This is a genomic window from Staphylococcus sp. HMSC14C01 (assembly GCF_001808085.1).
GTDB classification, from domain to species: domain Bacteria; phylum Bacillota; class Bacilli; order Staphylococcales; family Staphylococcaceae; genus Staphylococcus; species Staphylococcus hominis.
Window position 1 is genome coordinate 40,255 of the sequence record NZ_KV792022.1, and the last position, 18,584, is coordinate 58,838.

Annotated in this window: 30 protein-coding genes; 5 read left to right on the plus strand and 25 right to left on the minus strand. The window is 33.7% G+C overall.

The annotated features are described in order from the left end of the window. Position 1: 1 nt before the first annotated feature. The 22 genes from secY to rpsJ all read right to left on the minus strand — a co-directional run bounded on the left by secY (position 2) and on the right by rpsJ (position 10,506). A complete protein-coding gene (gene secY / locus HMPREF3131_RS03460; RefSeq protein ID WP_017174841.1) occupies positions 2–1,294 on the minus strand; it encodes a preprotein translocase subunit SecY in 1,293 nt (430 codons plus the stop codon). Next, positions 1,294–1,734 carry a 50S ribosomal protein L15 gene (gene rplO / locus HMPREF3131_RS03465; RefSeq protein ID WP_017174842.1) on the minus strand — a complete coding sequence of 147 codons (441 nt, stop codon included), beginning with the start codon at positions 1,732–1,734 and terminating at the stop codon, positions 1,294–1,296. Before rplO ends, secY begins: the two co-directional genes overlap by 1 nt. A gap of 19 nt (positions 1,735–1,753) precedes the next feature. Beyond that, entirely contained in the window at positions 1,754–1,933 is a 180-nt protein-coding gene (gene rpmD, locus HMPREF3131_RS03470) for a 50S ribosomal protein L30 (RefSeq protein WP_001096576.1), read from the minus strand. Between the two features lie 16 nt (positions 1,934–1,949). After that, positions 1,950–2,450: a 30S ribosomal protein S5 gene (gene rpsE, locus HMPREF3131_RS03475; RefSeq protein ID WP_002448405.1), complete on the minus strand. Its 501-nt coding sequence runs from the start codon at positions 2,448–2,450 to the stop codon at positions 1,950–1,952. A gap of 20 nt (positions 2,451–2,470) precedes the next feature. After that, positions 2,471–2,833 carry a 50S ribosomal protein L18 gene (gene rplR / locus HMPREF3131_RS03480; protein WP_017174843.1) on the minus strand — a complete coding sequence of 121 codons (363 nt, stop codon included), beginning with the start codon at positions 2,831–2,833 and terminating at the stop codon, positions 2,471–2,473. 31 nt (positions 2,834–2,864) lie between these two features. Beyond that, positions 2,865–3,401: a 50S ribosomal protein L6 gene (gene rplF, locus HMPREF3131_RS03485; RefSeq protein WP_002448579.1), complete on the minus strand. Its 537-nt coding sequence runs from the start codon at positions 3,399–3,401 to the stop codon at positions 2,865–2,867. A gap of 24 nt (positions 3,402–3,425) precedes the next feature. Next, a complete protein-coding gene (rpsH, locus tag HMPREF3131_RS03490; RefSeq protein WP_002448514.1) occupies positions 3,426–3,824 on the minus strand; it encodes a 30S ribosomal protein S8 in 399 nt (132 codons plus the stop codon). 31 nt (positions 3,825–3,855) lie between these two features. Beyond that, positions 3,856–4,041 (minus strand): type Z 30S ribosomal protein S14, encoded by a 186-nt coding sequence (locus HMPREF3131_RS03495; protein ID WP_001140799.1) that lies wholly within the window; start codon positions 4,039–4,041, stop codon positions 3,856–3,858. A gap of 22 nt (positions 4,042–4,063) precedes the next feature. Continuing rightward, the gene (rplE, locus tag HMPREF3131_RS03500; RefSeq protein WP_002448593.1) at positions 4,064–4,603 is read right to left on the minus strand and encodes a 50S ribosomal protein L5; all 540 of its coding nucleotides are present in this window, start codon (positions 4,601–4,603) and stop codon (positions 4,064–4,066) included. A 25-nt stretch (positions 4,604–4,628) separates the two neighbouring features. Further along, entirely contained in the window at positions 4,629–4,946 is a 318-nt protein-coding gene (rplX, locus tag HMPREF3131_RS03505; protein ID WP_002448459.1) for a 50S ribosomal protein L24, read from the minus strand. 35 nt (positions 4,947–4,981) lie between these two features. Then, the gene (rplN, locus tag HMPREF3131_RS03510) at positions 4,982–5,350 is read right to left on the minus strand and encodes a 50S ribosomal protein L14 (protein ID WP_002432661.1); all 369 of its coding nucleotides are present in this window, start codon (positions 5,348–5,350) and stop codon (positions 4,982–4,984) included. 31 nt (positions 5,351–5,381) lie between these two features. Then, complete coding sequence (rpsQ, locus tag HMPREF3131_RS03515; protein ID WP_002448443.1) at positions 5,382–5,645, minus strand: 30S ribosomal protein S17; 264 nt, start codon at positions 5,643–5,645, stop codon at positions 5,382–5,384. 26 nt (positions 5,646–5,671) lie between these two features. Next, positions 5,672–5,881 carry a 50S ribosomal protein L29 gene (gene rpmC / locus HMPREF3131_RS03520; protein ID WP_000644737.1) on the minus strand — a complete coding sequence of 70 codons (210 nt, stop codon included), beginning with the start codon at positions 5,879–5,881 and terminating at the stop codon, positions 5,672–5,674. Then, on the minus strand, positions 5,871–6,305 hold the full coding sequence (gene rplP / locus HMPREF3131_RS03525; RefSeq protein WP_002448374.1) for a 50S ribosomal protein L16: 435 nt from the start codon (positions 6,303–6,305) through the stop codon (positions 5,871–5,873). Before rplP ends, rpmC begins: the two co-directional genes overlap by 11 nt. Before the next feature lie 2 nt (positions 6,306–6,307). Beyond that, positions 6,308–6,961: a 30S ribosomal protein S3 gene (rpsC, locus tag HMPREF3131_RS03530; protein ID WP_017174845.1), complete on the minus strand. Its 654-nt coding sequence runs from the start codon at positions 6,959–6,961 to the stop codon at positions 6,308–6,310. A gap of 23 nt (positions 6,962–6,984) precedes the next feature. Further along, positions 6,985–7,338, minus strand: coding sequence for a 50S ribosomal protein L22 (gene rplV, locus HMPREF3131_RS03535; protein ID WP_001829734.1), 354 nt, complete (start codon positions 7,336–7,338; stop codon positions 6,985–6,987). 30 nt (positions 7,339–7,368) lie between these two features. After that, positions 7,369–7,647: a 30S ribosomal protein S19 gene (rpsS, locus tag HMPREF3131_RS03540; RefSeq protein WP_070436461.1), complete on the minus strand. Its 279-nt coding sequence runs from the start codon at positions 7,645–7,647 to the stop codon at positions 7,369–7,371. A 64-nt stretch (positions 7,648–7,711) separates the two neighbouring features. Then, positions 7,712–8,545 carry a 50S ribosomal protein L2 gene (gene rplB / locus HMPREF3131_RS03545; RefSeq protein ID WP_002448473.1) on the minus strand — a complete coding sequence of 278 codons (834 nt, stop codon included), beginning with the start codon at positions 8,543–8,545 and terminating at the stop codon, positions 7,712–7,714. Positions 8,546–8,581: 36 nt separating this feature from the next. Then, positions 8,582–8,857, minus strand: coding sequence for a 50S ribosomal protein L23 (gene rplW / locus HMPREF3131_RS03550; protein WP_002448403.1), 276 nt, complete (start codon positions 8,855–8,857; stop codon positions 8,582–8,584). Further along, complete coding sequence (gene rplD / locus HMPREF3131_RS03555; protein WP_002448327.1) at positions 8,857–9,480, minus strand: 50S ribosomal protein L4; 624 nt, start codon at positions 9,478–9,480, stop codon at positions 8,857–8,859. Before rplD ends, rplW begins: the two co-directional genes overlap by 1 nt. A gap of 27 nt (positions 9,481–9,507) precedes the next feature. After that, complete coding sequence (gene rplC / locus HMPREF3131_RS03560; RefSeq protein ID WP_002448523.1) at positions 9,508–10,170, minus strand: 50S ribosomal protein L3; 663 nt, start codon at positions 10,168–10,170, stop codon at positions 9,508–9,510. Between the two features lie 27 nt (positions 10,171–10,197). Continuing rightward, positions 10,198–10,506: a 30S ribosomal protein S10 gene (gene rpsJ, locus HMPREF3131_RS03565; protein ID WP_001118667.1), complete on the minus strand. Its 309-nt coding sequence runs from the start codon at positions 10,504–10,506 to the stop codon at positions 10,198–10,200. 385 nt (positions 10,507–10,891) lie between these two features. Here rpsJ and HMPREF3131_RS03570 point away from each other — a divergent pair, with 385 nt between their 5' ends. Further along, positions 10,892–11,284, plus strand: a complete 393-nt coding sequence (locus HMPREF3131_RS03570) for a hypothetical protein (protein WP_017174846.1) — start codon at positions 10,892–10,894, stop codon at positions 11,282–11,284. A 57-nt stretch (positions 11,285–11,341) separates the two neighbouring features. Here HMPREF3131_RS03570 and HMPREF3131_RS03575 read toward each other — a convergent pair whose 3' ends face one another. Further along, the gene (locus HMPREF3131_RS03575) at positions 11,342–12,676 is read right to left on the minus strand and encodes an NCS2 family permease (RefSeq protein WP_002448576.1); all 1,335 of its coding nucleotides are present in this window, start codon (positions 12,674–12,676) and stop codon (positions 11,342–11,344) included. A gap of 112 nt (positions 12,677–12,788) precedes the next feature. Then, positions 12,789–14,924 carry a DNA topoisomerase III gene (locus HMPREF3131_RS03580; RefSeq protein WP_070436462.1) on the minus strand — a complete coding sequence of 712 codons (2,136 nt, stop codon included), beginning with the start codon at positions 14,922–14,924 and terminating at the stop codon, positions 12,789–12,791. 286 nt (positions 14,925–15,210) lie between these two features. On the opposite strand from HMPREF3131_RS03580, the gene HMPREF3131_RS03585 reads away from it, so the two are divergent. Together HMPREF3131_RS03585 and HMPREF3131_RS03590 are read left to right on the plus strand one after the other, a co-directional pair. Beyond that, the gene (locus HMPREF3131_RS03585; protein ID WP_017174849.1) at positions 15,211–16,074 is read left to right on the plus strand and encodes a GRP family sugar transporter; all 864 of its coding nucleotides are present in this window, start codon (positions 15,211–15,213) and stop codon (positions 16,072–16,074) included. A gap of 21 nt (positions 16,075–16,095) precedes the next feature. After that, complete coding sequence (locus HMPREF3131_RS03590; protein WP_019834801.1) at positions 16,096–16,887, plus strand: glucose 1-dehydrogenase; 792 nt, start codon at positions 16,096–16,098, stop codon at positions 16,885–16,887. Between the two features lie 66 nt (positions 16,888–16,953). On the opposite strand, the gene HMPREF3131_RS03595 is transcribed toward HMPREF3131_RS03590, so the two are convergent. Continuing rightward, positions 16,954–17,862 carry an AEC family transporter gene (locus HMPREF3131_RS03595; RefSeq protein ID WP_017174851.1) on the minus strand — a complete coding sequence of 303 codons (909 nt, stop codon included), beginning with the start codon at positions 17,860–17,862 and terminating at the stop codon, positions 16,954–16,956. Between the two features lie 132 nt (positions 17,863–17,994). On the opposite strand from HMPREF3131_RS03595, the gene HMPREF3131_RS11155 reads away from it, so the two are divergent. After that, positions 17,995–18,162, plus strand: a complete 168-nt coding sequence (locus HMPREF3131_RS11155; RefSeq protein ID WP_017174852.1) for an SE1832 family protein — start codon at positions 17,995–17,997, stop codon at positions 18,160–18,162. 72 nt (positions 18,163–18,234) lie between these two features. Then, positions 18,235–18,552: a membrane stabilizing protein MspA gene (gene mspA / locus HMPREF3131_RS03600; protein ID WP_070436463.1), complete on the plus strand. Its 318-nt coding sequence runs from the start codon at positions 18,235–18,237 to the stop codon at positions 18,550–18,552. The last annotated feature ends 32 nt before the right edge of the window (positions 18,553–18,584 follow it).

The window sequence follows — 18,584 nt, forward strand, 5'->3', positions numbered from 1 at the left end:
ATTATCTACCACCAAAGCCTTTATATTCTTTTTGACTCACTTGTGCTTCAAGTGATTTCATAGTTTCAATTGCTACACCAATAACGATTAATAAACTTGTACCACCAATTTGAATTGATTGAGGTAAATTCATAAATTTTGTCGCTATAATTGGAAGAATAGCAATAACTGCTAAGAAAATAGAGCCTACAAAAGTTAAGCGATAAAGTACTTTAGTAATATATTTTTTTGTTTGTTCCCCAGGTCTAATTCCTGGTACATAACTACCTTGTTTTTTCAAGTTGTCAGCCATTTTTTCAGGATTAACTTGAACAAAGGCATAGAAATATGCAAATGCAATAATTAATATAACATAAACAATCATACCATAAGTGTTTGAAGGGTTAGCATATTCTGCAATACTTTGCGCCCAATCAGCTTTAGGGAAGAACAATGTTAATGTTCTTGGCAATAAGAAGAATGCCATCGCAAAGATGACTGGAATAACCCCTGCAGAGTTTACTTTTAAAGGTAGATATGTTGCTTGTGATCCTAAACGTTGTGCAGATTGTTTTTTAGCATACTGAATTGGAATTTTACGTTTCGCTTCCAATACATAAATCGCTCCAATTGTTAATAAAATTAATCCAACAATTAAACCGATGACTTTTAACCATGCTAACGTTGTATCGTCATTACCAACAAATGCTTGTTGCACAAATTGGATAATTGATGATGGCAACGTTGATAAAATACCTGCAAAGATAATGATTGAAATACCATTACCTACACCAAATTGTGTAATTTGATCACCAAGCCAAATTAAAAATGCAGTTCCAGTTGTTAAAACTACAGCAATCAATAAATAACTCATGACAGATTGATGAATAATCAATTTACCGCCTAAATAGTTATTAAATTGAAATGCCATACCAATTGACTGTATAAATGCCAATATGATAGCGAAATAACGTGTTACATTGCTAAGCTTTCTTTTACCTACTTCACCTTGTTTAGCCCATTCAGTAAATTTAGGGACAATGTCCATTTGTAATAATTGCATTACGATAGAAGCAGTGATGTACGGCATTATACCCATAGCAAAGATAGAAAAGTTCTTTAAGGCTCCGCCACCAAACGTATTAAGAAGAGCAGCGACACCTTGATCAGAACCTTGCTGTTCAAAAGGCTCAGGATTAACTCCAGGAGCCGGAATATAAGTTCCTATTTTGAATATTACTAACATTGCTAATGTGAAGAAAATCTTGTTTCGAACTTCTTTAGTTTTAAAGAAGCTCATAAACGTTTGAAACATTAGATCACCTCGTGTGCTCCACCTTTAGCATCGATAGCTTCAACCGCTGAAGCTGAGAATTTGTGAGCTTTCACTGTCAATTTTTTATCAAGTGAACCATTACCTAGTACTTTAATACCAGATTTTTCATTCTTAACCACACCAGTTTCAACTAATAAAGCTGGAGTTACTTCAGTACCATCTTCAAATTGATTAAGTTGGTCTAAGTTAACAATAGCATATTCTTTACGATTAATGTTAGTGAAACCTCGTTTTGGTAAACGACGGAATAAAGGTAATTGTCCACCTTCAAATCCTGGTCTTACGCTACCACCTGAACGTGCTTTTTGACCTTTTTGACCGCGACCACTAGTTTTACCATTACCTGTACCAGCACCACGACCTACACGATTACGTACACGACGTGAACCTTCAGCTGATTTTAACTCATGTAATTTCATTATTTAGGCACCTCCTTAATTATTTTTCTTCAACTGTTAATAAGTGTTTAACTTTGTTGATTTGCCCACGAATTGCAGGGTTATCTTCAACAACTACTGAACTATTAGTCTTTTTAAGACCTAACGCTTCAACAGTTTTACGTTGTGTTTCAGGACGACCAATAACACTACGAGTGAGGGTAATTTGTAATTTAGCCATTATTTATTTTCCCTCCTTAATTATATAATTCTTCTACTGATTTGCCACGTAATTTCGCAACATCTTCAGCGTTTTTAAGGTTTTGTAAACCATTTAATGTCGCACGTACCATGTTGATAGGTGTATTTGAACCTAATGATTTACTTAAGATATCAGTGATACCTGCTAATTCTAATACGGCACGTACTGGACCACCAGCGATAACTCCTGTACCAGGTGCAGCTGGTTTCATAAATACGCTACCAGAACCATAACGGCCAGTGATAGTGTGAGGAGTTGTTCCTTCTACACGTGGAACTACTACTAAATCTTTTTTAGCTGCTTCTACAGCTTTTTTAATAGCTTCTGGTACCTCTTGAGCTTTACCAGTACCGAAACCTACACGACCATTTTTATCTCCTACTACTACTAATGCAGTGAAACGGAAACGACGTCCACCTTTAACAACTTTAGCAACACGATTAATTGTAACAACGCGTTCTTCAAATTCTTTCGTTTCTTCTTCTCTACGAGCCATGTATTTGTCCCTCCTTTAAATTAAAATTCTAATCCGTTTTCTCTCGCAGCTTCAGCTAACGCTTTAACGCGACCATGATATAAATAGCCACCACGATCAAATACGATTTCTTTGATACCTTTATCTGAAGCTTTTTTAGCGATTACTTCACCAACTTTAGTTGATAAATCAACTTTAGAAGTAGAATCACTAGCGATATCTTTATCTTGAGATGAAGCTTGTACTAAAGTTTCACCTTTAACATCATCAATAATTTGTGCATAAATATGTTTGTTTGAACGGTATACATTTAAACGTGGTTTTTCAGCTGTACCTGATAATTTAGTACGCACACGAGCATGTCTTTTCAAACGCACTTTGTTTTTATCAATTTTACTGATCATTGTATTACTCCATTCTTTAGAGAGTTATCTATTATTTACCAGTTTTACCTTCTTTACGGCGAACATATTCACCTTGGTAACGGATACCTTTTCCTTTATAAGGTTCTGGAGGTCTTACTGAACGAATATTAGAAGCGATAGCTCCAACTTGTTCTTTAGATACACCAGATACTGTAACAGTTGTATTTTTCTCTACTGCGAAAGTAATGCCATCTTCAGCTTTAATTTCAACAGGATGAGAGTAACCAACGTTTAATACTAAGTCATTACCTTGCATTTGAGCACGGTAACCTACACCAACAAGTTCAAGAGTTTTAACAAAACCTTGAGAAACACCTTGTACCATATTATTTAATAACGCACGAGTTGTACCGTGAACTGTTCTATCTTCTTTAGAATCAGTAGGTCTTACAACTTCTAGAGTGTTTTCATCTTGTTTAAAAGTCATTCTTTCATCAAAAGTTCTAGTTAATTCACCTTTAGGACCTTTTACAGTAGCTGTTTGTCCGTCAAAAGTTACTGTAACGTCACTAGGGATGTCAATAATTTTCTTACCAACACGACTCATGTTATGGCACCTCCTTATTTATTATTACCAAACGTATGCGATGATTTCTCCACCAACGTTACGTTTTCTAGCTTCTTTATCAGTGATAACACCTTCAGAAGTTGAAACTAATGCGATACCTAAACCATTTAATACTTTAGGCACTTCGTTCGCTTTAGCATATACACGTAAACCTGGTTTTGAGATACGTTTTAATCCTGTGATAACACGTTCATTGTTTTGACCATATTTTAAGAATAAACGAATAACACCTTGTTTATCATCTTCAACGTATTCTACGTTTTTAATGAAACCTTCATTTTTTAAGATTTCAGCAATTTGTTTTTTAATATTTGATGCAGGTAATTCTAATTTCTCGTGACGCACCATGTTTGCGTTTCTTACACGAGTAAGCATATCTGCGATTGGATCTGTCATAGTCATTTATTGTTGCCTCCTTTCAAACTCTTTTATCTTACCAGCTAGCTTTACGTACGCCAGGAATTTGGCCTTTATAAGCTAATTCACGGAAACAAATACGGCATAATTTAAATTTACGATATACAGAATGTGGACGACCACAGCGTTCACAACGAGTATATTCACGTACTGCATATTTTTGTTTTTTCTGTTGCTTAGCAACCATAGAAGTTTTAGCCACTTAATTAGCCTCCTTTTAGAGATTATTTACGAAATGGCATACCGAAGTTTGTTAACAATTCACGAGCTTCCTCGTCAGTGTTAGCAGTTGTTACGATAACAATATCCATTCCTCTTACTTTACTTACTTTATCATAATCGATTTCTGGGAAAATTAATTGTTCTTTAATTCCTAAAGTGTAGTTACCACGACCATCGAAAGCTGTTTTAGAAACACCTTGGAAGTCACGTACACGAGGTAATGAAACTGCGATTAATTTATCTAAGAATTCATACATTCTTTCTCCGCGAAGTGTTACTTTTGCACCGATTGGCATACCTTCACGTAAACGGAATGTTGCAACTGATTTTTTAGCTTTAGTGATTAATGGTTTTTGTCCAGTGATTAATTCTAACTCTTCAACAGCATTATCTAACACTTTAGAGTTTTGAACTGCATCACCAACACCCATATTTACAACGATTTTTTCGATTTTTGGTACTTCCATTACTGAACTATAGTTGAATTTTTTAACTAAGTTTTGAGTAACTTCAGTATTATATCTTTCTTTTAAACGGTTCAAAGTGGATCCTCCTTTCAACTAGTTATTAATTATTAGATTTGATTTCTTCGCCAGATTTTTTAGCGATACGAACTTTTTTACCATCTACAAATTTGTAACCAACACGAGTAGGTTCATTTGTTTTAGGATCTAATAATTGTACGTTAGAAACATGGATTGCTGCCTCTGTTTCTAAGATTCCACCTTCAGGATTTAATTGAGTTGGTTTTTGGTGTTTTTTAATAACGTTAACACCTTCCACAACGACGCGGTCTTTTTTAGGTTCAGTAGCGATTACTTTACCTTCTTTACCTTTATCTTTACCTGCGATAACTTTAACGTTGTCACCTTTTTTGATATGCATGTGGGCACCTCCTTAAATATTATGGTTTTAATAAATTATAGTACTTCTGGTGCTAATGATACGATTTTCATGAAGTTACCTTCACGTAATTCACGAGCAACAGGACCAAAGATACGAGTACCACGTGGGCCTTTGTCATCACGAATAATGACACATGCATTTTCATCAAATTTGATATAAGAACCATCGTTACGACGTACGCCTGATTTAGTTCTAACAACAACAGCTTTCACAACGTCGCCTTTTTTAACAACGCCACCTGGTGTTGCATTTTTAACAGTACATACGATGATATCGCCAATGTTCGCTGTTTTGCGACCAGATCCACCTAATACTTTGATTGTAAGTACTTCACGAGCACCAGAGTTGTCTGCTACTTTTAAACGCGTTTCTTGTTGGATCATTAGTTAAACCTCCCTTATCTCTAATCTTGTATTAAATAATTACTGATTCTTCAACAATTTCTACTAAACGGAAACGTTTTGATGCTGATAAAGGACGAGTTTCTTGAATTCTAACAATATCTCCTAATTTAGCTGAATTGTTTTCATCATGAGTTTTATATTTTTTAGAGTATTTTACTCGTTTACCGTATAATTTGTGTGTTTTGTAAGTTTCAACAAGTACAGTAATTGTTTTGTCCATTTTATCAGAAACAACTTTACCTACATAAACTTTACGATCGTTTCTTTCACTCACTTTTGTAACCTCCTCTTTCTTATACTTTATTGATTAGCTTTACTTTGTTCAATTTCTCTTTCACGAGCAACAGTTTTTAGACGTGCAATTGTTTTTCTAACTGTACGAATACGTGCAGTTTCTTCTAATTGACCTGTAGCTAACTGAAAGCGTAGGTTAAAAAGCTCTTCTTTTGAAGATTTGATTTGTTCTTCGATTTCTGAAGTGGTTAAGTCTCTAATTTCCTTAGCTTTCATTTGTTTCACCACCCAATTCTTCACGTTTTACAAACTTAGTTTTTACTGGAAGTTTGTGACTTGCTAAACGTAATGCTTCACGAGCTACATCTTCAGATACACCAGCGATTTCAAATAAAATACGACCTGGTTTTACAACTGCGATCCAGCCTTCAACAGCACCTTTACCAGCACCCATACGTACTTCTAAAGGTTTTTTAGTGTAAGGCGTATGTGGGAAGATTTTAATCCAAACTTTCCCGCCACGTTTCATGTAACGTGTCATAGCGATACGAGCAGATTCGATTTGACGAGATGTGATCCAAGAAGTTGTTGTAGCTTGTAAACCATACTCACCAAATGTTACAAAGTTACCGCCTTTAGAACGACCAGTTGTTTTTGGACGATGTTGACGACGATATTTAACACGTTTTGGTAGTAACATTATTATTTTCCTCCTTCACTAGTATTCTTAGTAGGAAGGACTTCACCACGATAAATCCATACTTTAACACCTAATTTACCATAAGTAGTGTCTGCTTCAGCATGTGCATAATCAATGTCAGCACGTAAAGTATGAAGTGGAACAGTTCCTTCTGAATATTGTTCAGCACGAGCGATGTCAGCTCCGCCTAAACGACCTGATACTTGAGTTTTGATACCTTTTGCACCAAGTTTCATAGCTCTTGTAATAGCTTGTTTTTGTACACGACGGAATGAAGCACGATTTTCTAATTGACGTGCGATATTTTCTGCTACTAAACGAGCATCCATATCAACTTTTTTAATTTCCACAACGTTGATGTGTACTTTTTTATCAGTTAAGTTATTTAATTTATTACGAAGTTTTTCAATTTCTGAACCGCCTTTACCAATTACCATACCAGGTTTACCAGTGTGGATTGCGATGTTAATACGGTTAGCAGCACGTTCAATGTCAACGTGAGAAACTGACGCTTCTTTTAATTCGTTATCAATGAATTTACGGATTCTTAAATCTTCGTGTAATAAAGAAGCGAAATCTTTTTCAGCGTACCATTTAGCTTCCCAATCACGGATAACTCCAACACGAAGTCCGATAGGATTAATTTTTTGACCCACAGTATTCCCTCCTTAAATAGTTATTAAGCTTCTTTAGCTTCTTCTTTACCGTCACTTACGACGATTGTAATGTGGCTTGTACGTTTGTTGATTGCACTTGCACGACCTTGTGCACGTGGACGGAAACGTTTTAAAGTTGGTCCTTCATTTGCATATGCTTCTTTAACAACTAATTCATCTGTATTCATGTCATAGTTATGTTCAGCATTTGCTAAAGCGGACATTAATACTTTTTCAATTACTGGTGATGAAGCTTTATTTGTTAATTTTAAAATAGCAATAGCTTCTCCAGCATTTTTACCTCTAATTAAGTCAAGAACTAATCTTACTTTACGAGGTGCGATTCTGATTGTTCTAGCAACCGCTTTTGCTTCCATTAGGATATCCTCCTCTACTTATATATATTATTATCTACTAGTTTTTTTATCGTCAGCTGCATGTCCTTTAAATGTACGAGTTGGAGCAAATTCACCTAATTTGTGACCAACCATATCTTCAGTTACATAAACAGGTACATGTTTACGACCATCATATACTGCAAAAGTCTGACCGATGAAATTTGGGAAAATTGTAGAACGACGTGACCATGTTTTGATTACTTGTTTCTTTTCACTTCCGTCTTGAGCTTCTACTTTTTTCATTAAATGATCATCAACGAAAGGTCCTTTTTTAATACTACGAGCCATTTGGGCGCCTCCCTTCTTATTGTGTGCGTGCAGCTGTTAAGCCGCACACTCAAATAAGTTGTTATTATTTTCTCTTACGTCCACGAACGATAAGTTTATCAGATGATTTTTTACCGCGACGTGTTTTCTTACCAAGCGTTGGTTTACCCCATGGTGACATTGGAGATGGTCTACCGATAGGAGCACGACCTTCACCACCACCGTGTGGGTGATCGTTAGGGTTCATTACAGAACCACGAACTGTTGGACGGATACCTTTCCATCTTGAACGACCAGCTTTACCAGCGTTAACAAGTTCATGTTGTAAGTTACCAACTTGACCGATTGTAGCACGGCAAGTAGATAAAATCATACGTACCTCACCAGAACGTAATCTGATTAATACATATTTACCTTCTTTACCAAGTACTTGTGAACTTGCACCTGCTGAACGAGCAATTTGTCCACCTTTACCAGGTTTTAATTCGATATTATGAATTACAGTACCAACTGGAATATTTTGTAATGGTAAAGCATTACCAACTTTGATATCTGCTTCAGCACCACTTTCAACTGTTTGGCCTACTTGTAATCCTTTTGGTGCGATAATGTAACGTTTTTCACCATCAGCATATACTAATAAAGCAATGTTAGCTGAACGGTTTGGATCATATTGAATTGAATCAACTTTAGCAGTGATTCCGTCTTTATTACGTTTGAAGTCAATTACACGATATTGACGTTTATGTCCTCCACCATGGTGACGAACTGTTAATTTACCTTGATTGTTACGACCCGCTTTTTTCGGTAGCGGTTGTAATAATGACTTTTCAGGTGTAGTCTTCGTGATTTCAGCGAAGTCTAACGTAGTCATATTACGACGACCATTTGTAATTGGCTTATACTTTTTAAGAGCCATTGTCGCTTACCTCCTTAATGGTAATATTATTTTATTTTAGTTGAATAAGTCGATTGAACCTTCTTTAAGTTTTACAATCGCTTTTCTTCTTTTATTTGTATAGCCTTGATAACGGCCCATACGTTTTTTCTTTGGTTTGTAGTTGATGATATTTACACTTTCAACTTTAACGTCGAAAATTTCTTCAACTGCAATTTTAACTTGAGTTTTGTTAGCACGAGTATCTACGTCAAAAGTATATTTATCTTCAGCCATTGCTTCAGAAGATTTTTCAGTGATTACGGGGCGCTTAAGAACATCTCTAGCTTCCATTATCCGAGCACCTCCTCAACTTTTTTCGCAGCTGATTCAGTAATGATTACACTGTCAGCGCTAGTGATATCTAATACGTTTAATCCTTGAGCAGTACTTACTTGTACGCCGGGAATATTACGTGCAGATAATTCAACATTTACATCTTCGTTTTCTGTTACTACTAACACTTTTTTAGGTTGTTCAAGTGTAGTTAAAACATTTTTAAATTCTTTTGTTTTTGGTGCATCAAAACCAAAAGTATCAACGATTGTAAAGTTGTTTTCTTGAACTTTGAAAGATAATGCAGAACGTAATGCTAAACGACGCATTTTCTTAGGCATTTTGTATGAATAGCTTCTTGGAGTTGGTCCGAAAACGATACCACCACCACGCCATTGTGGAGCACGGATTGTACCTTGACGTGCACGTCCTGTACCTTTTTGTCTCCATGGTTTACGTCCACCACCACGAACAGCTGAACGATTTTTCACTGCGTGTGTACCTTGACGTAAAGAAGCACGTTGTAAATTGATTGCTTCGAAAAGAACACTGTTGTTTGGTTCGATTGCGAAAACTGAATCGCTTAATTCAACTGAACCAGATTTTGATCCGTCTACTTTTAATACATCATAATTAGCCATTATGCTTTTTCCTCCTTTCGCTACTTATTATTTATTACCTTTTTTAATTGAAGATTTAATTTCTACAAAACCTTTTTTAGGTCCAGGTACATTACCTTTTACTAAAATAACATTGTTATCAGTATCAACTTGAACAACTTCTAAGTTTTGAACTGTAACTGTGTTACCGCCCATACGTCCAGGCATTTTTTGACCTTTAAATACTCTTGAAGCATCTGAAGCCATACCTACTGAACCTGGTGCTCTGTGGAAATGAGAACCGTGAGCCATTGGTCCACGACCTTGACCATGACGTTTAATTGCACCTTGGAAACCTTTACCTTTTGAAGTTCCTGTAACATCAATAATGTCTCCAGCTTCAAAAGTATCTACTGTGACTTCTTGACCTACTTCGTATTCATCAACATTAACGTTTCTGAATTCACGAATGAAGCGCTTAGGTGCTGCGCCAGCTTTTTTAGCGTGACCTTCAGCTGGTTTATTTGCATATTTATTTGATTTAGCATCTTTTTTATATGCTTGTTTGTCTGCAAAACCTACTTGGATAGCATTGTAGCCATCAACTTCTTCAGTTTTCTTTTGTAATACTACGTTTTGATTTGCTTCTACTACTGTAACAGGGATTAATTCACCGTTTTCTCCGAATACTTGTGTCATCCCAATTTTTCTTCCTAAGATTCCTTTGGTCATCGAAAGTCCACCTCCTAAATTGATCTATTATAATTTAATTTCGATGTCTACACCAGATGGTAAGTTTAAGCCCATTAAAGCATCAACTGTTTTTGGTGTTGGGTTAACAATGTCGATTAAACGTTTGTGTGTACGTTGTTCGAATTGTTCACGAGAATCTTTATACTTGTGCACCGCACGAATAATTGTATAAACAGATTTTTCTGTTGGTAACGGAATTGGTCCAGATACATCTGCACCAGAACGTTTAGCAGTTTCAACAATCTTTTCTGCTGATTGATCAATTACACGGTGATCATAAGCTTTTAATCTGATTCTGATTTTTTGTTTTGCCATAATTTTCCCTCCTTGTTCGTCTACATTGAAGTGATAGACTTCTCCACGAAAACTATCTCACACAACGCCATGGCAAAGCGGCCGGGTGTGTCAGTAACCTTTCGCTTCATCGCTTTCTTCAAGTCCAACATTAAATATGTTACAAGAAAAACACTGATAAATCAAGGTTTTTCTTTAACTTTTTTTATTTACGTCTAACACATACTTAAGTATTGTACTGGAAATTTTTATGTAGTTCAACCATTTTGAGTAAATTTTTTCCCTTTTTTCTATAAACCTTTATAATAGATATAGAGAGTAATGAATTTTGAAATTATAGCTATACATTTTTAATGCTAATTTATTTTAAAATTCATGAACTTTATCGGAGGTGAATATAATATAAATGAAAAGAAATGTGAAACTTACTTTAGCAATTATTAGTATCTTCTTAATAGCTAGTGAATTTTTCTATGGTATTCCTTTTTTAGGAGGCTCAGTTATTCTTGGCTTTGGTTGGCAACCTTTATTATTAAATGCTTTACTTTATCTTATTTTAGGAATCATTCTATTAGTAGATTCTCAAAACACAATTAAGCCAATGGCAATGATTCCATTTATTGGATTAATTGGATCATTTGTTGCTTTTCTACCTATTATTGGTATGTTTACGCATTGGATACTATTTTTCTTAATGGTATTCTTTATATTTGTTGTACTCAACGCCCCAACTTACATTCCTAATAAAGATTCTAAAGTTATTTATACACAATACAAAAAAGATGATAAAAATAATTAATAATTTCAATATTAAAAAGACACATTTAATTCAAAAATTAAATGTGTCTTTTTATGTCTAACCGTGTACAAACACGAAGTATAAAATAAATAATACCATTAATACATACATGATAGGATGAACTTCTTTATGTTTTTTAGTAATTAACATTGTTATTGGATAGAAGATAAACCCACATGCAATACCTGTAGCAATTGAATATGATAAAGGCATCATAATGATTGTAATGAATGCTGGTACTGCTACTTCAAATTTTTTCCAATTAATTTCAGCAAAGTTTGCCGCCATTAAAATACCAACTACAACTAACGCTGGTGTTGTTACTGCACTTGTAACGACTTCGATTAGCGGACTAAAGAATAATGCTAATAAGAAACAAAAACCAGTTATGATACTTGCAAAACCTGTACGTGCTCCTACTGCAACACCAGAAGTAGATTCAATATAAGAGGTTGTTGTTGTTGTACCAAAAATAGCTCCAACAATTGTAGCAAGCGAGTCTGCAAATAATGCTCTTCCAGCCCTTGGTAATTTATTGTCTTTCATTATACCTGCTTGGGTTGCTACTGCTACTAAAGTACCTGCAGTATCAAAGAAATCAATAAAGAAGAACGTTAAAATAACAATAAGAAATTGGATTGTAAATAATTGGCCTGGATCTTTAAATGCTTCAAAAGCTGCTCCAAATGTAGGTGTAATACTTGGAATTTTACCTACAATACCTGATGGTGTATGAATTTGACCCGTAATCATCCCTACAATTGCAGTTATAATCATACCAATAAAGATTGAACCTGGAACCTTTCTAGCATATAAAATGATTGTTATAGCAATCCCAAATATAGCTAAAAGTACTGATGGTTTAGTTAAATGACCTAATGTTACAAGCGTTGAATCATTTTTTACAATAATACCTGCACTTTGTAAACCTACAAAAGTAATAAATAGCCCTATACCTGCCGAAACCGCCATTTTCATTTCATAGGGTATTGCATTAATAATTATTTCCCTCAATCCAGTTGCTGTTAATATCGCAAAGAATATACCTGAAAACAGCACACCTGTTAAACCGATTTGCCAAGGAATTCCCATTGTTAAAACAACTGTAAATGCAAAGAACGCATTTAACCCCATCCCTGGGGCAAGCGCAATCGGATATCTTGCAATCAGTCCCATGAATAAAGATCCTACAAAGGCTGCTAATGCTGTCGCTACAAAAATGGCACCTTGATCCATTTTCATATCACCAGATATACCTTTAACACCTGCTAAACTTAAGACTTGAGGATTCACGGCTAATATATAAGCCATTGATAAGAAAGTTGTGATACCACCGATGATTTCTCTTTTGTAGTTAGTACCATACTCGTCGAATTGGAAGTATTTTTTCACAGCTTTAAACTCCTTTTTTTGAAATACTTTAATAGTTTAATATTACTTACTTAAAAAAACAATACTAAAAACGAACTTTTATCGACTTATTTCATTATAAGTTCGATTTTAGTTAAAATTTTAAGTTCTTTAATGCATCTTTAAAAGGATTATTATCCAATTCATCATGATTATTCATATATTTTTTCATATCTTTTTTAGAAACTTTACCATTATTTTTATTTTTCAATCGTTGATCCATTTGTGCTTGGGTTTCAGTATGACCGCATACACATCGGTAGACCGCTTCTTTTCCTCTTCCAAACAATGTCATTTTCTTTTTACAGTTAGGACAACGTGCATTCGTTTTACGTTGAATATTCTTTTTAGTGTGACAGCTAGGGTCTTGACACACTAGCATTTGACCGTTTTTAGTTTTTACTTTTATCATAAATTTACCGCAATTGGGACATTCAGTAGAAGTTAAATTATCATGTTTATATTTTTGATCACTATGTTTGATTTGCCCAACAATTTCTTTAGTAAAATCTTTCATCTCATTAATAAATTGTTTAGCGTTATATTTACCTTTCTCAATAGAAAGTAATTTTTCTTCCCATTCTGCAGTCATTAAAGGAGAAGTCAGCGCTTTAGGAGAAAGCTCTAATATTTGTTTTCCTTTAGATGTCACTTTTAATTTTCCATCTTTTGATTCTATTGCATTAATATTGAATAGTTTTTCAATAATATCTGCACGCGTCGCTACTGTTCCAATTCCTCCCGTCTTATGAAGGGTATTAGCGTACTTTTTGTCATTCAATTGAATATAATTTTGTGGGTTTTCCATCGCCTTAAGTAAGCTACCTTCATTGAAATATTCAGGAGGTGTTGTTTCATGTTCGCTTACTTTGACTTGTTGTACATGATAGGTCTCATCCTTGCTAAAAGTGATAGTCTTATTAGCAGTTGAATCATTGTTACTAAGTGCTTTAAATCCTAATTTACGTGTGACGTTTTTGGCATGTTTAAATTGATATTCTCCTACTTTTAAAATAACCTGTGTCGCTTCATACTGATAAGGATCCATTAATGTTTCTAAAAATCGTTGTGCAACCATTAAATATAGTTTTGTTTCTCTGTTAGTTAATGTATCAAAGTTGGGTCTAATTTCAGTTGGGATAATCGCATGATGGTCTGACACTTTTTGATTATTAAAAATATGCATCTTAGTTGTAAATGACTTAGTCAATAACTGACGAGCATGTGATTTATAATCAGTCGCTAATAAGGCTTGGAGACGTTCTTGTATGGTATCTGTCATATCGTTAGACAAGTAGTTAGAATCTGTTCTTGGATATGTTAATAGTTTATGACGTTCATAAAGACTCTGTAAGGTATTTAAAGTTTCTTTGGGTCCCATTTTAAATCGCTGGTATGATGCTTGTTGTAAATCAGTTAAATTATATAAAGGTTTTGCGTAAGATTTTTTTTGCTTAATTGAAACATCTTCAATCTGACCTGATTGTCCTTCTATTTTTTTAGATAATTTTTGTATTTCTTCTTTATTAGTAAATCTTTGATTCGTTTGAATATCAAATATAGCGTCATTTACATTTAAAGAAAGTGTGTAATACTTTTGAGGTTTAAAATGATTAATTTCTTGTTGTCGATGATAAACCAGTTGAATCGTTGGTGTTTGTACTCTTCCTAATGAAAGTTGAGCATCATATTTAGTTGTCAGTGCTCTAGTAGCATTAATACCCACTATCCAGTCCGCTTCACTTCGTGCAAGAGCTGCTTGATACAAGTGATTATATTCACGTCCATCTTTTAAATGTTTAAAGCCTTGTTGTATTGCTTTTTTAGTCACCGAACTAATCCATAAACGTTTAATTGGCTTTTTATTTTTCACTTTATCTAAGATGAGACGTGCTACTAGCTCTCCTTCACGCCCAGCATCTGTAGCAATAATAATGTCCTTCACATCTTTATTTAATATTAAAGATTTTACAATTTTAAACTGTTTACTTGTCTTCCCTATGACCACAGTATGCATTTGCTTAGGTAATATAGGTAAATCTTCTAATTTCCATTCTTTATATGTTTTGTCATAATGTTCTGGTTGAGCATTTGTTACTAAATGACCTAAAGCCCATGTCACTATATAGCGCTGATTTGCAATATATCCATTATGTTTTTCTTTAATATTTAGTGCTTCTGCAATATCTCTCGCTACTGAGGGTTTTTCCGCTAGAATTAATGATTTCATTCAAATTTCCTTTCGCATTCTTACTTTTTATTTTCATACGTTTAATATTGTAACATGTATAGCAATAGTGTTACTTTCCATCTCAACTTATTAATTTAAAGTAAAACCCCTATATTAAATTCAGCTTACTAAAATACTTAGGCTATACATTTTTATAATATTAGTCTTTTATATTTTATAAAAAAATGAGCAATTGCGTTTTATATCAATCACAAATAATATAAAATATTCACCAAGTGTTATGGAAAGGAAAGCACTTATTTTTGAAAAGGAGAGTGAGTAATAAATGCAGATTATTAACATATTAATCGCCTTATTACCTGCATTATTTTGGGGAAGTCTCGTATTAATCAATGTATTTGTAGGAGGAGGTCCATACAATCAAATTAGAGGTACAACGTTAGGTACATTGGTTATTGGTTTAATCTTACTTCTTACAGGTCATGCACAATTTGATAACCCTACTGTCATCATTGTAGGGTTAATTTCTGGTGCAATGTGGGCATTCGGTCAAGGAACTCAATTACAATCTGTTAACCTTGTCGGCGTATCTAAAACAATGCCTATTTCTACTGGTTTACAATTAGTAGGTACAACTTTATTTAGTGCTATCTTTTTAGGTGAATGGAGTACTGGATTACAAGTTACTTTAGGACTTATTGCAATGGTTTTATTAGTAACAGGGATTGCCCTTACATCACTAAAAGGAAAAAATGAGCGTTCTACAAAAGATCCTAATTTTAGTAAAGCAATGGTGATTCTAGTTGTAGGTACATTAGGTTATGTAGGTTATGTAGTAATCGGGAATATATTTGGCGTAAATGGTACTGATGCCTTATTCTTCCAATCAGTTGGTATGGCTATTGGTGGATTTTTACTTTCAATGAGACATGAAACAAATATTAAATCTACCACACTTAATATTATTCCAGGGATTGTTTGGGGAATAGGTAACTTATTTATGTTCTATTCTCAACCTAAAGTTGGTGTAGCAACAAGTTTCTCATTATCACAATTATTAGTTATAGTTTCTACTCTTGGTGGTATATTCTTATTAGGTGAGAAAAAAGATCGACGCCAAATGATTGGGATTTGGTCAGGTATTGCGTTGATTATCATCGCAGCAATTATATTAGGAAACTTAAAATAAGTATATTGAGGAGGTCATACAATGTTTTCTGAATTAGAAAATAAAGTTGTTGTTATTACTGGCTCTGGCAGTGGCATAGGAAAAGCAATGGCGGAAGTTTTTGGTAAAGAAAAAGCGAAAGTAGTCTTAAATTATAGATCAGAAAGTCATATGAAAGAACTTGATGCCCTTCAAGAAACAATCAAAAAATCTGGCGGTGACTCAATTACGGTGCAAGCCGATGTTTCAGTCGAAGAAGATGTGAAACGATTAGTAGAAACGGCTGTTAAAGAATTTGGAACAATTGATATCATGATTAATAATGCTGGTTTTGAAAAAGCCACTCCAAGTCATGAAATGTCTATGGCTGAATGGCAAAAAGTTCTTGATATTAACTTAACTGGTGCATTTATTGGTTCACGTGAAGCGGTAAAACAATTTTTAAAAGAAGATAAGAAAGGTATTATTATTAATACTTCAAGCGTGCATGATACCATTCCTTGGCCAAATTACGTTAACTATGCTGCAAGTAAAGGCGGTCTTAAGTTAATGATGGAAACAATGTCAATGGAATATGCCCAACATGGCATTCGTATTAATAATATCTCTCCAGGTGCCGTTGTGACTGAGCATACAAAAGAAAAATTCTCTGATCCAAAAACACGTGCCGAAACATTAGAAATGATTCCAGCTAGAGAAATCGGTGATGCAAAAGATGTAGCAAACGGTGCATTGTTCTTAGCTTCTAATTTAGCTAGTTATGTTCATGGAACAACATTATATGTTGATGGTGGTATGATGAACTATCCTGCATTTATGGGTGGAAAAGGGTGATCATACTATAAAGTAAAAAAGCAAGCGATGATTAAAAATCGCTTGCTTTTTTCATATATATAGTTTTTATACAAAGATAGCTTGATAAATATATATAATAATAATACTTATCACAATAGAAATATTAGTAACCATTCCAACTAATGGCAATGTTTTATATTTAAACTGAATTGAATATGGAATAATTGCCACACCCACAGGAAGTAACCATGTAATTAATAACGTTGTTTTAATCATATCATCCGATGTTGGTAAGAAAAAGTGGACTAATAAACCAGCAATACATCCAAGTCCGTAATGGACAATTAAATATTTCACTGCAATTGGTAAAAATTGTTTTTCAATTCTGAAGCTCAACATAATTCCAAGTAAAATCATTGATAGTGGCATGTTTGCTTTAGAAATAATGGTAAAAAAGTCAATTGAAGCTTTTGGTAAATGAATATTAGCCATATTAAGTATAAACATTACAATATAAGTAACGAGTGGTACTGAAGAAATTAACTTTTTCCCTAAAAATTTGAAATTAAATTGATCGCTTCCTTCACTGTAATAACTACCTACAAAGTAAGTGACTCCAAACATAATAATTGCCCCACCGATATCGGCCATACCAAAATAAATCATACCATTTTTAGGCCAAATTGTTTCTACAAGTGGATAAGCAAATAAACCAATGTTTAATGACGCTGCCATCATACCTACTGAACCCTTGACATGATTATCATATTTTCTAAATAATGCAACCATAATTACTTTGGCTAATATGCCATAGATGAGCATCATAATTGGTAAAATAGAAAATGATAAATCAAGATTCGCACTATTTAAATTGACAATAACTAAAGAAGGTAATGTGACATTCAATACAAGCGTAGACAATACTTGACTATCTGCAGATTTAATAAAATTAATACGTTTAAGTAAGTAACCTAATGCAATTAACAAAATAATTATTATAAATTGCTCAGTCACAATTCATCCCTTCTTCCCTAATATTCCATTACAACTAATTACTCTAACACAATTAACAGTATTTTTAGAAGTTACTTGTTTCATGCTATAATCATTACTAATCATATTAATAAATAAGGAGTTCGACTAGACATGGACTTAGAATCACAATTAGCTGAGCTTAAATACGATTATATTCGTTTACAAAATGATTTAGAGAAAAAAGAATCACTAAATCAACAGATTGATCCTTTAGTAAAACAATTAGAAGAAATTGAAAAAGAAATTTCAGATATACGTTCAAAATTACGTCAGAAATAATTTTTCAATATATCTAGGCATTAAAGTTCATGAATGCTATGATATTAGTCGTAATAGAAAGGATGTCATCAAGTGAAAATATACTTAATTTTATTACCCATATTGTATCTTATTGTGAGTTATATCAGTATTTTTAAAATGAAATCAATGTTCGTACATATTTTACGTATTATTATGGGAATATTATTATTATTTGTAGTAGCTATCATTACGATCCAATTTCCTAGTGAAAATTGGTGGGTATTTGTTGTATTGCTTCTTCTTGTAGGAAATGTAGAAGTTACAGCTTTTAAAGCACTTAAAAACGATTATAAAGGTGTTTCAATTTTAAATATTATATCTATTATTATTTTTGTAATATATATTATTTTAACTTTTACTATGTATTAATAAAAAGAGTCCGGGACATAAAGTATCTAGAT

What these genes read in the sequence shown, in the direction of transcription:
- rplB (WP_002448473.1), bottom strand. Translation starts at nt 8,545, where the DNA reads ATGGCTCTTAAAAAGTATAAGCCAATTACAAATGGTCGTCGTAATATG.
- rpsJ (WP_001118667.1), bottom strand. Translation starts at nt 10,506, where the DNA reads ATGGCAAAACAAAAAATCAGAATCAGATTAAAAGCTTATGATCACCGT.
- HMPREF3131_RS03580 (WP_070436462.1), bottom strand. Translation starts at nt 14,924, where the DNA reads ATGAAATCATTAATTCTAGCGGAAAAACCCTCAGTAGCGAGAGATATT.
- rpsS (WP_070436461.1), bottom strand. Translation starts at nt 7,647, where the DNA reads ATGGCTCGTAGTATTAAAAAAGGACCTTTCGTTGATGATCATTTAATG.
- rplN (WP_002432661.1), bottom strand. Translation starts at nt 5,350, where the DNA reads ATGATCCAACAAGAAACGCGTTTAAAAGTAGCAGACAACTCTGGTGCT.
- rplX (WP_002448459.1), bottom strand. Translation starts at nt 4,946, where the DNA reads ATGCATATCAAAAAAGGTGACAACGTTAAAGTTATCGCAGGTAAAGAT.
- HMPREF3131_RS03570 (WP_017174846.1), top strand. Translation starts at nt 10,892, where the DNA reads ATGAAAAGAAATGTGAAACTTACTTTAGCAATTATTAGTATCTTCTTA.
- rplO (WP_017174842.1), bottom strand. Translation starts at nt 1,734, where the DNA reads ATGAAATTACATGAGTTAAAATCAGCTGAAGGTTCACGTCGTGTACGT.
- rplP (WP_002448374.1), bottom strand. Translation starts at nt 6,305, where the DNA reads ATGTTACTACCAAAACGTGTTAAATATCGTCGTCAACATCGTCCAAAA.
- rplD (WP_002448327.1), bottom strand. Translation starts at nt 9,480, where the DNA reads ATGGCTAATTATGATGTATTAAAAGTAGACGGATCAAAATCTGGTTCA.
- HMPREF3131_RS11155 (WP_017174852.1), top strand. Translation starts at nt 17,995, where the DNA reads ATGGACTTAGAATCACAATTAGCTGAGCTTAAATACGATTATATTCGT.
- rplF (WP_002448579.1), bottom strand. Translation starts at nt 3,401, where the DNA reads ATGAGTCGTGTTGGTAAGAAAATTATTGACATCCCTAGTGACGTTACA.
- rpmD (WP_001096576.1), bottom strand. Translation starts at nt 1,933, where the DNA reads ATGGCTAAATTACAAATTACCCTCACTCGTAGTGTTATTGGTCGTCCT.
- rplW (WP_002448403.1), bottom strand. Translation starts at nt 8,857, where the DNA reads ATGGAAGCTAGAGATGTTCTTAAGCGCCCCGTAATCACTGAAAAATCT.
- HMPREF3131_RS03590 (WP_019834801.1), top strand. Translation starts at nt 16,096, where the DNA reads ATGTTTTCTGAATTAGAAAATAAAGTTGTTGTTATTACTGGCTCTGGC.
- HMPREF3131_RS03585 (WP_017174849.1), top strand. Translation starts at nt 15,211, where the DNA reads ATGCAGATTATTAACATATTAATCGCCTTATTACCTGCATTATTTTGG.
- rplC (WP_002448523.1), bottom strand. Translation starts at nt 10,170, where the DNA reads ATGACCAAAGGAATCTTAGGAAGAAAAATTGGGATGACACAAGTATTC.
- rplV (WP_001829734.1), bottom strand. Translation starts at nt 7,338, where the DNA reads ATGGAAGCAAAAGCGGTTGCTAGAACAATCAGAATCGCACCTCGTAAA.
- secY (WP_017174841.1), bottom strand. Translation starts at nt 1,294, where the DNA reads ATGTTTCAAACGTTTATGAGCTTCTTTAAAACTAAAGAAGTTCGAAAC.
- rpmC (WP_000644737.1), bottom strand. Translation starts at nt 5,881, where the DNA reads ATGAAAGCTAAGGAAATTAGAGACTTAACCACTTCAGAAATCGAAGAA.
- rplR (WP_017174843.1), bottom strand. Translation starts at nt 2,833, where the DNA reads ATGATCAGTAAAATTGATAAAAACAAAGTGCGTTTGAAAAGACATGCT.
- rpsE (WP_002448405.1), bottom strand. Translation starts at nt 2,450, where the DNA reads ATGGCTCGTAGAGAAGAAGAAACGAAAGAATTTGAAGAACGCGTTGTT.
- rpsH (WP_002448514.1), bottom strand. Translation starts at nt 3,824, where the DNA reads ATGACTATGACAGATCCAATCGCAGATATGCTTACTCGTGTAAGAAAC.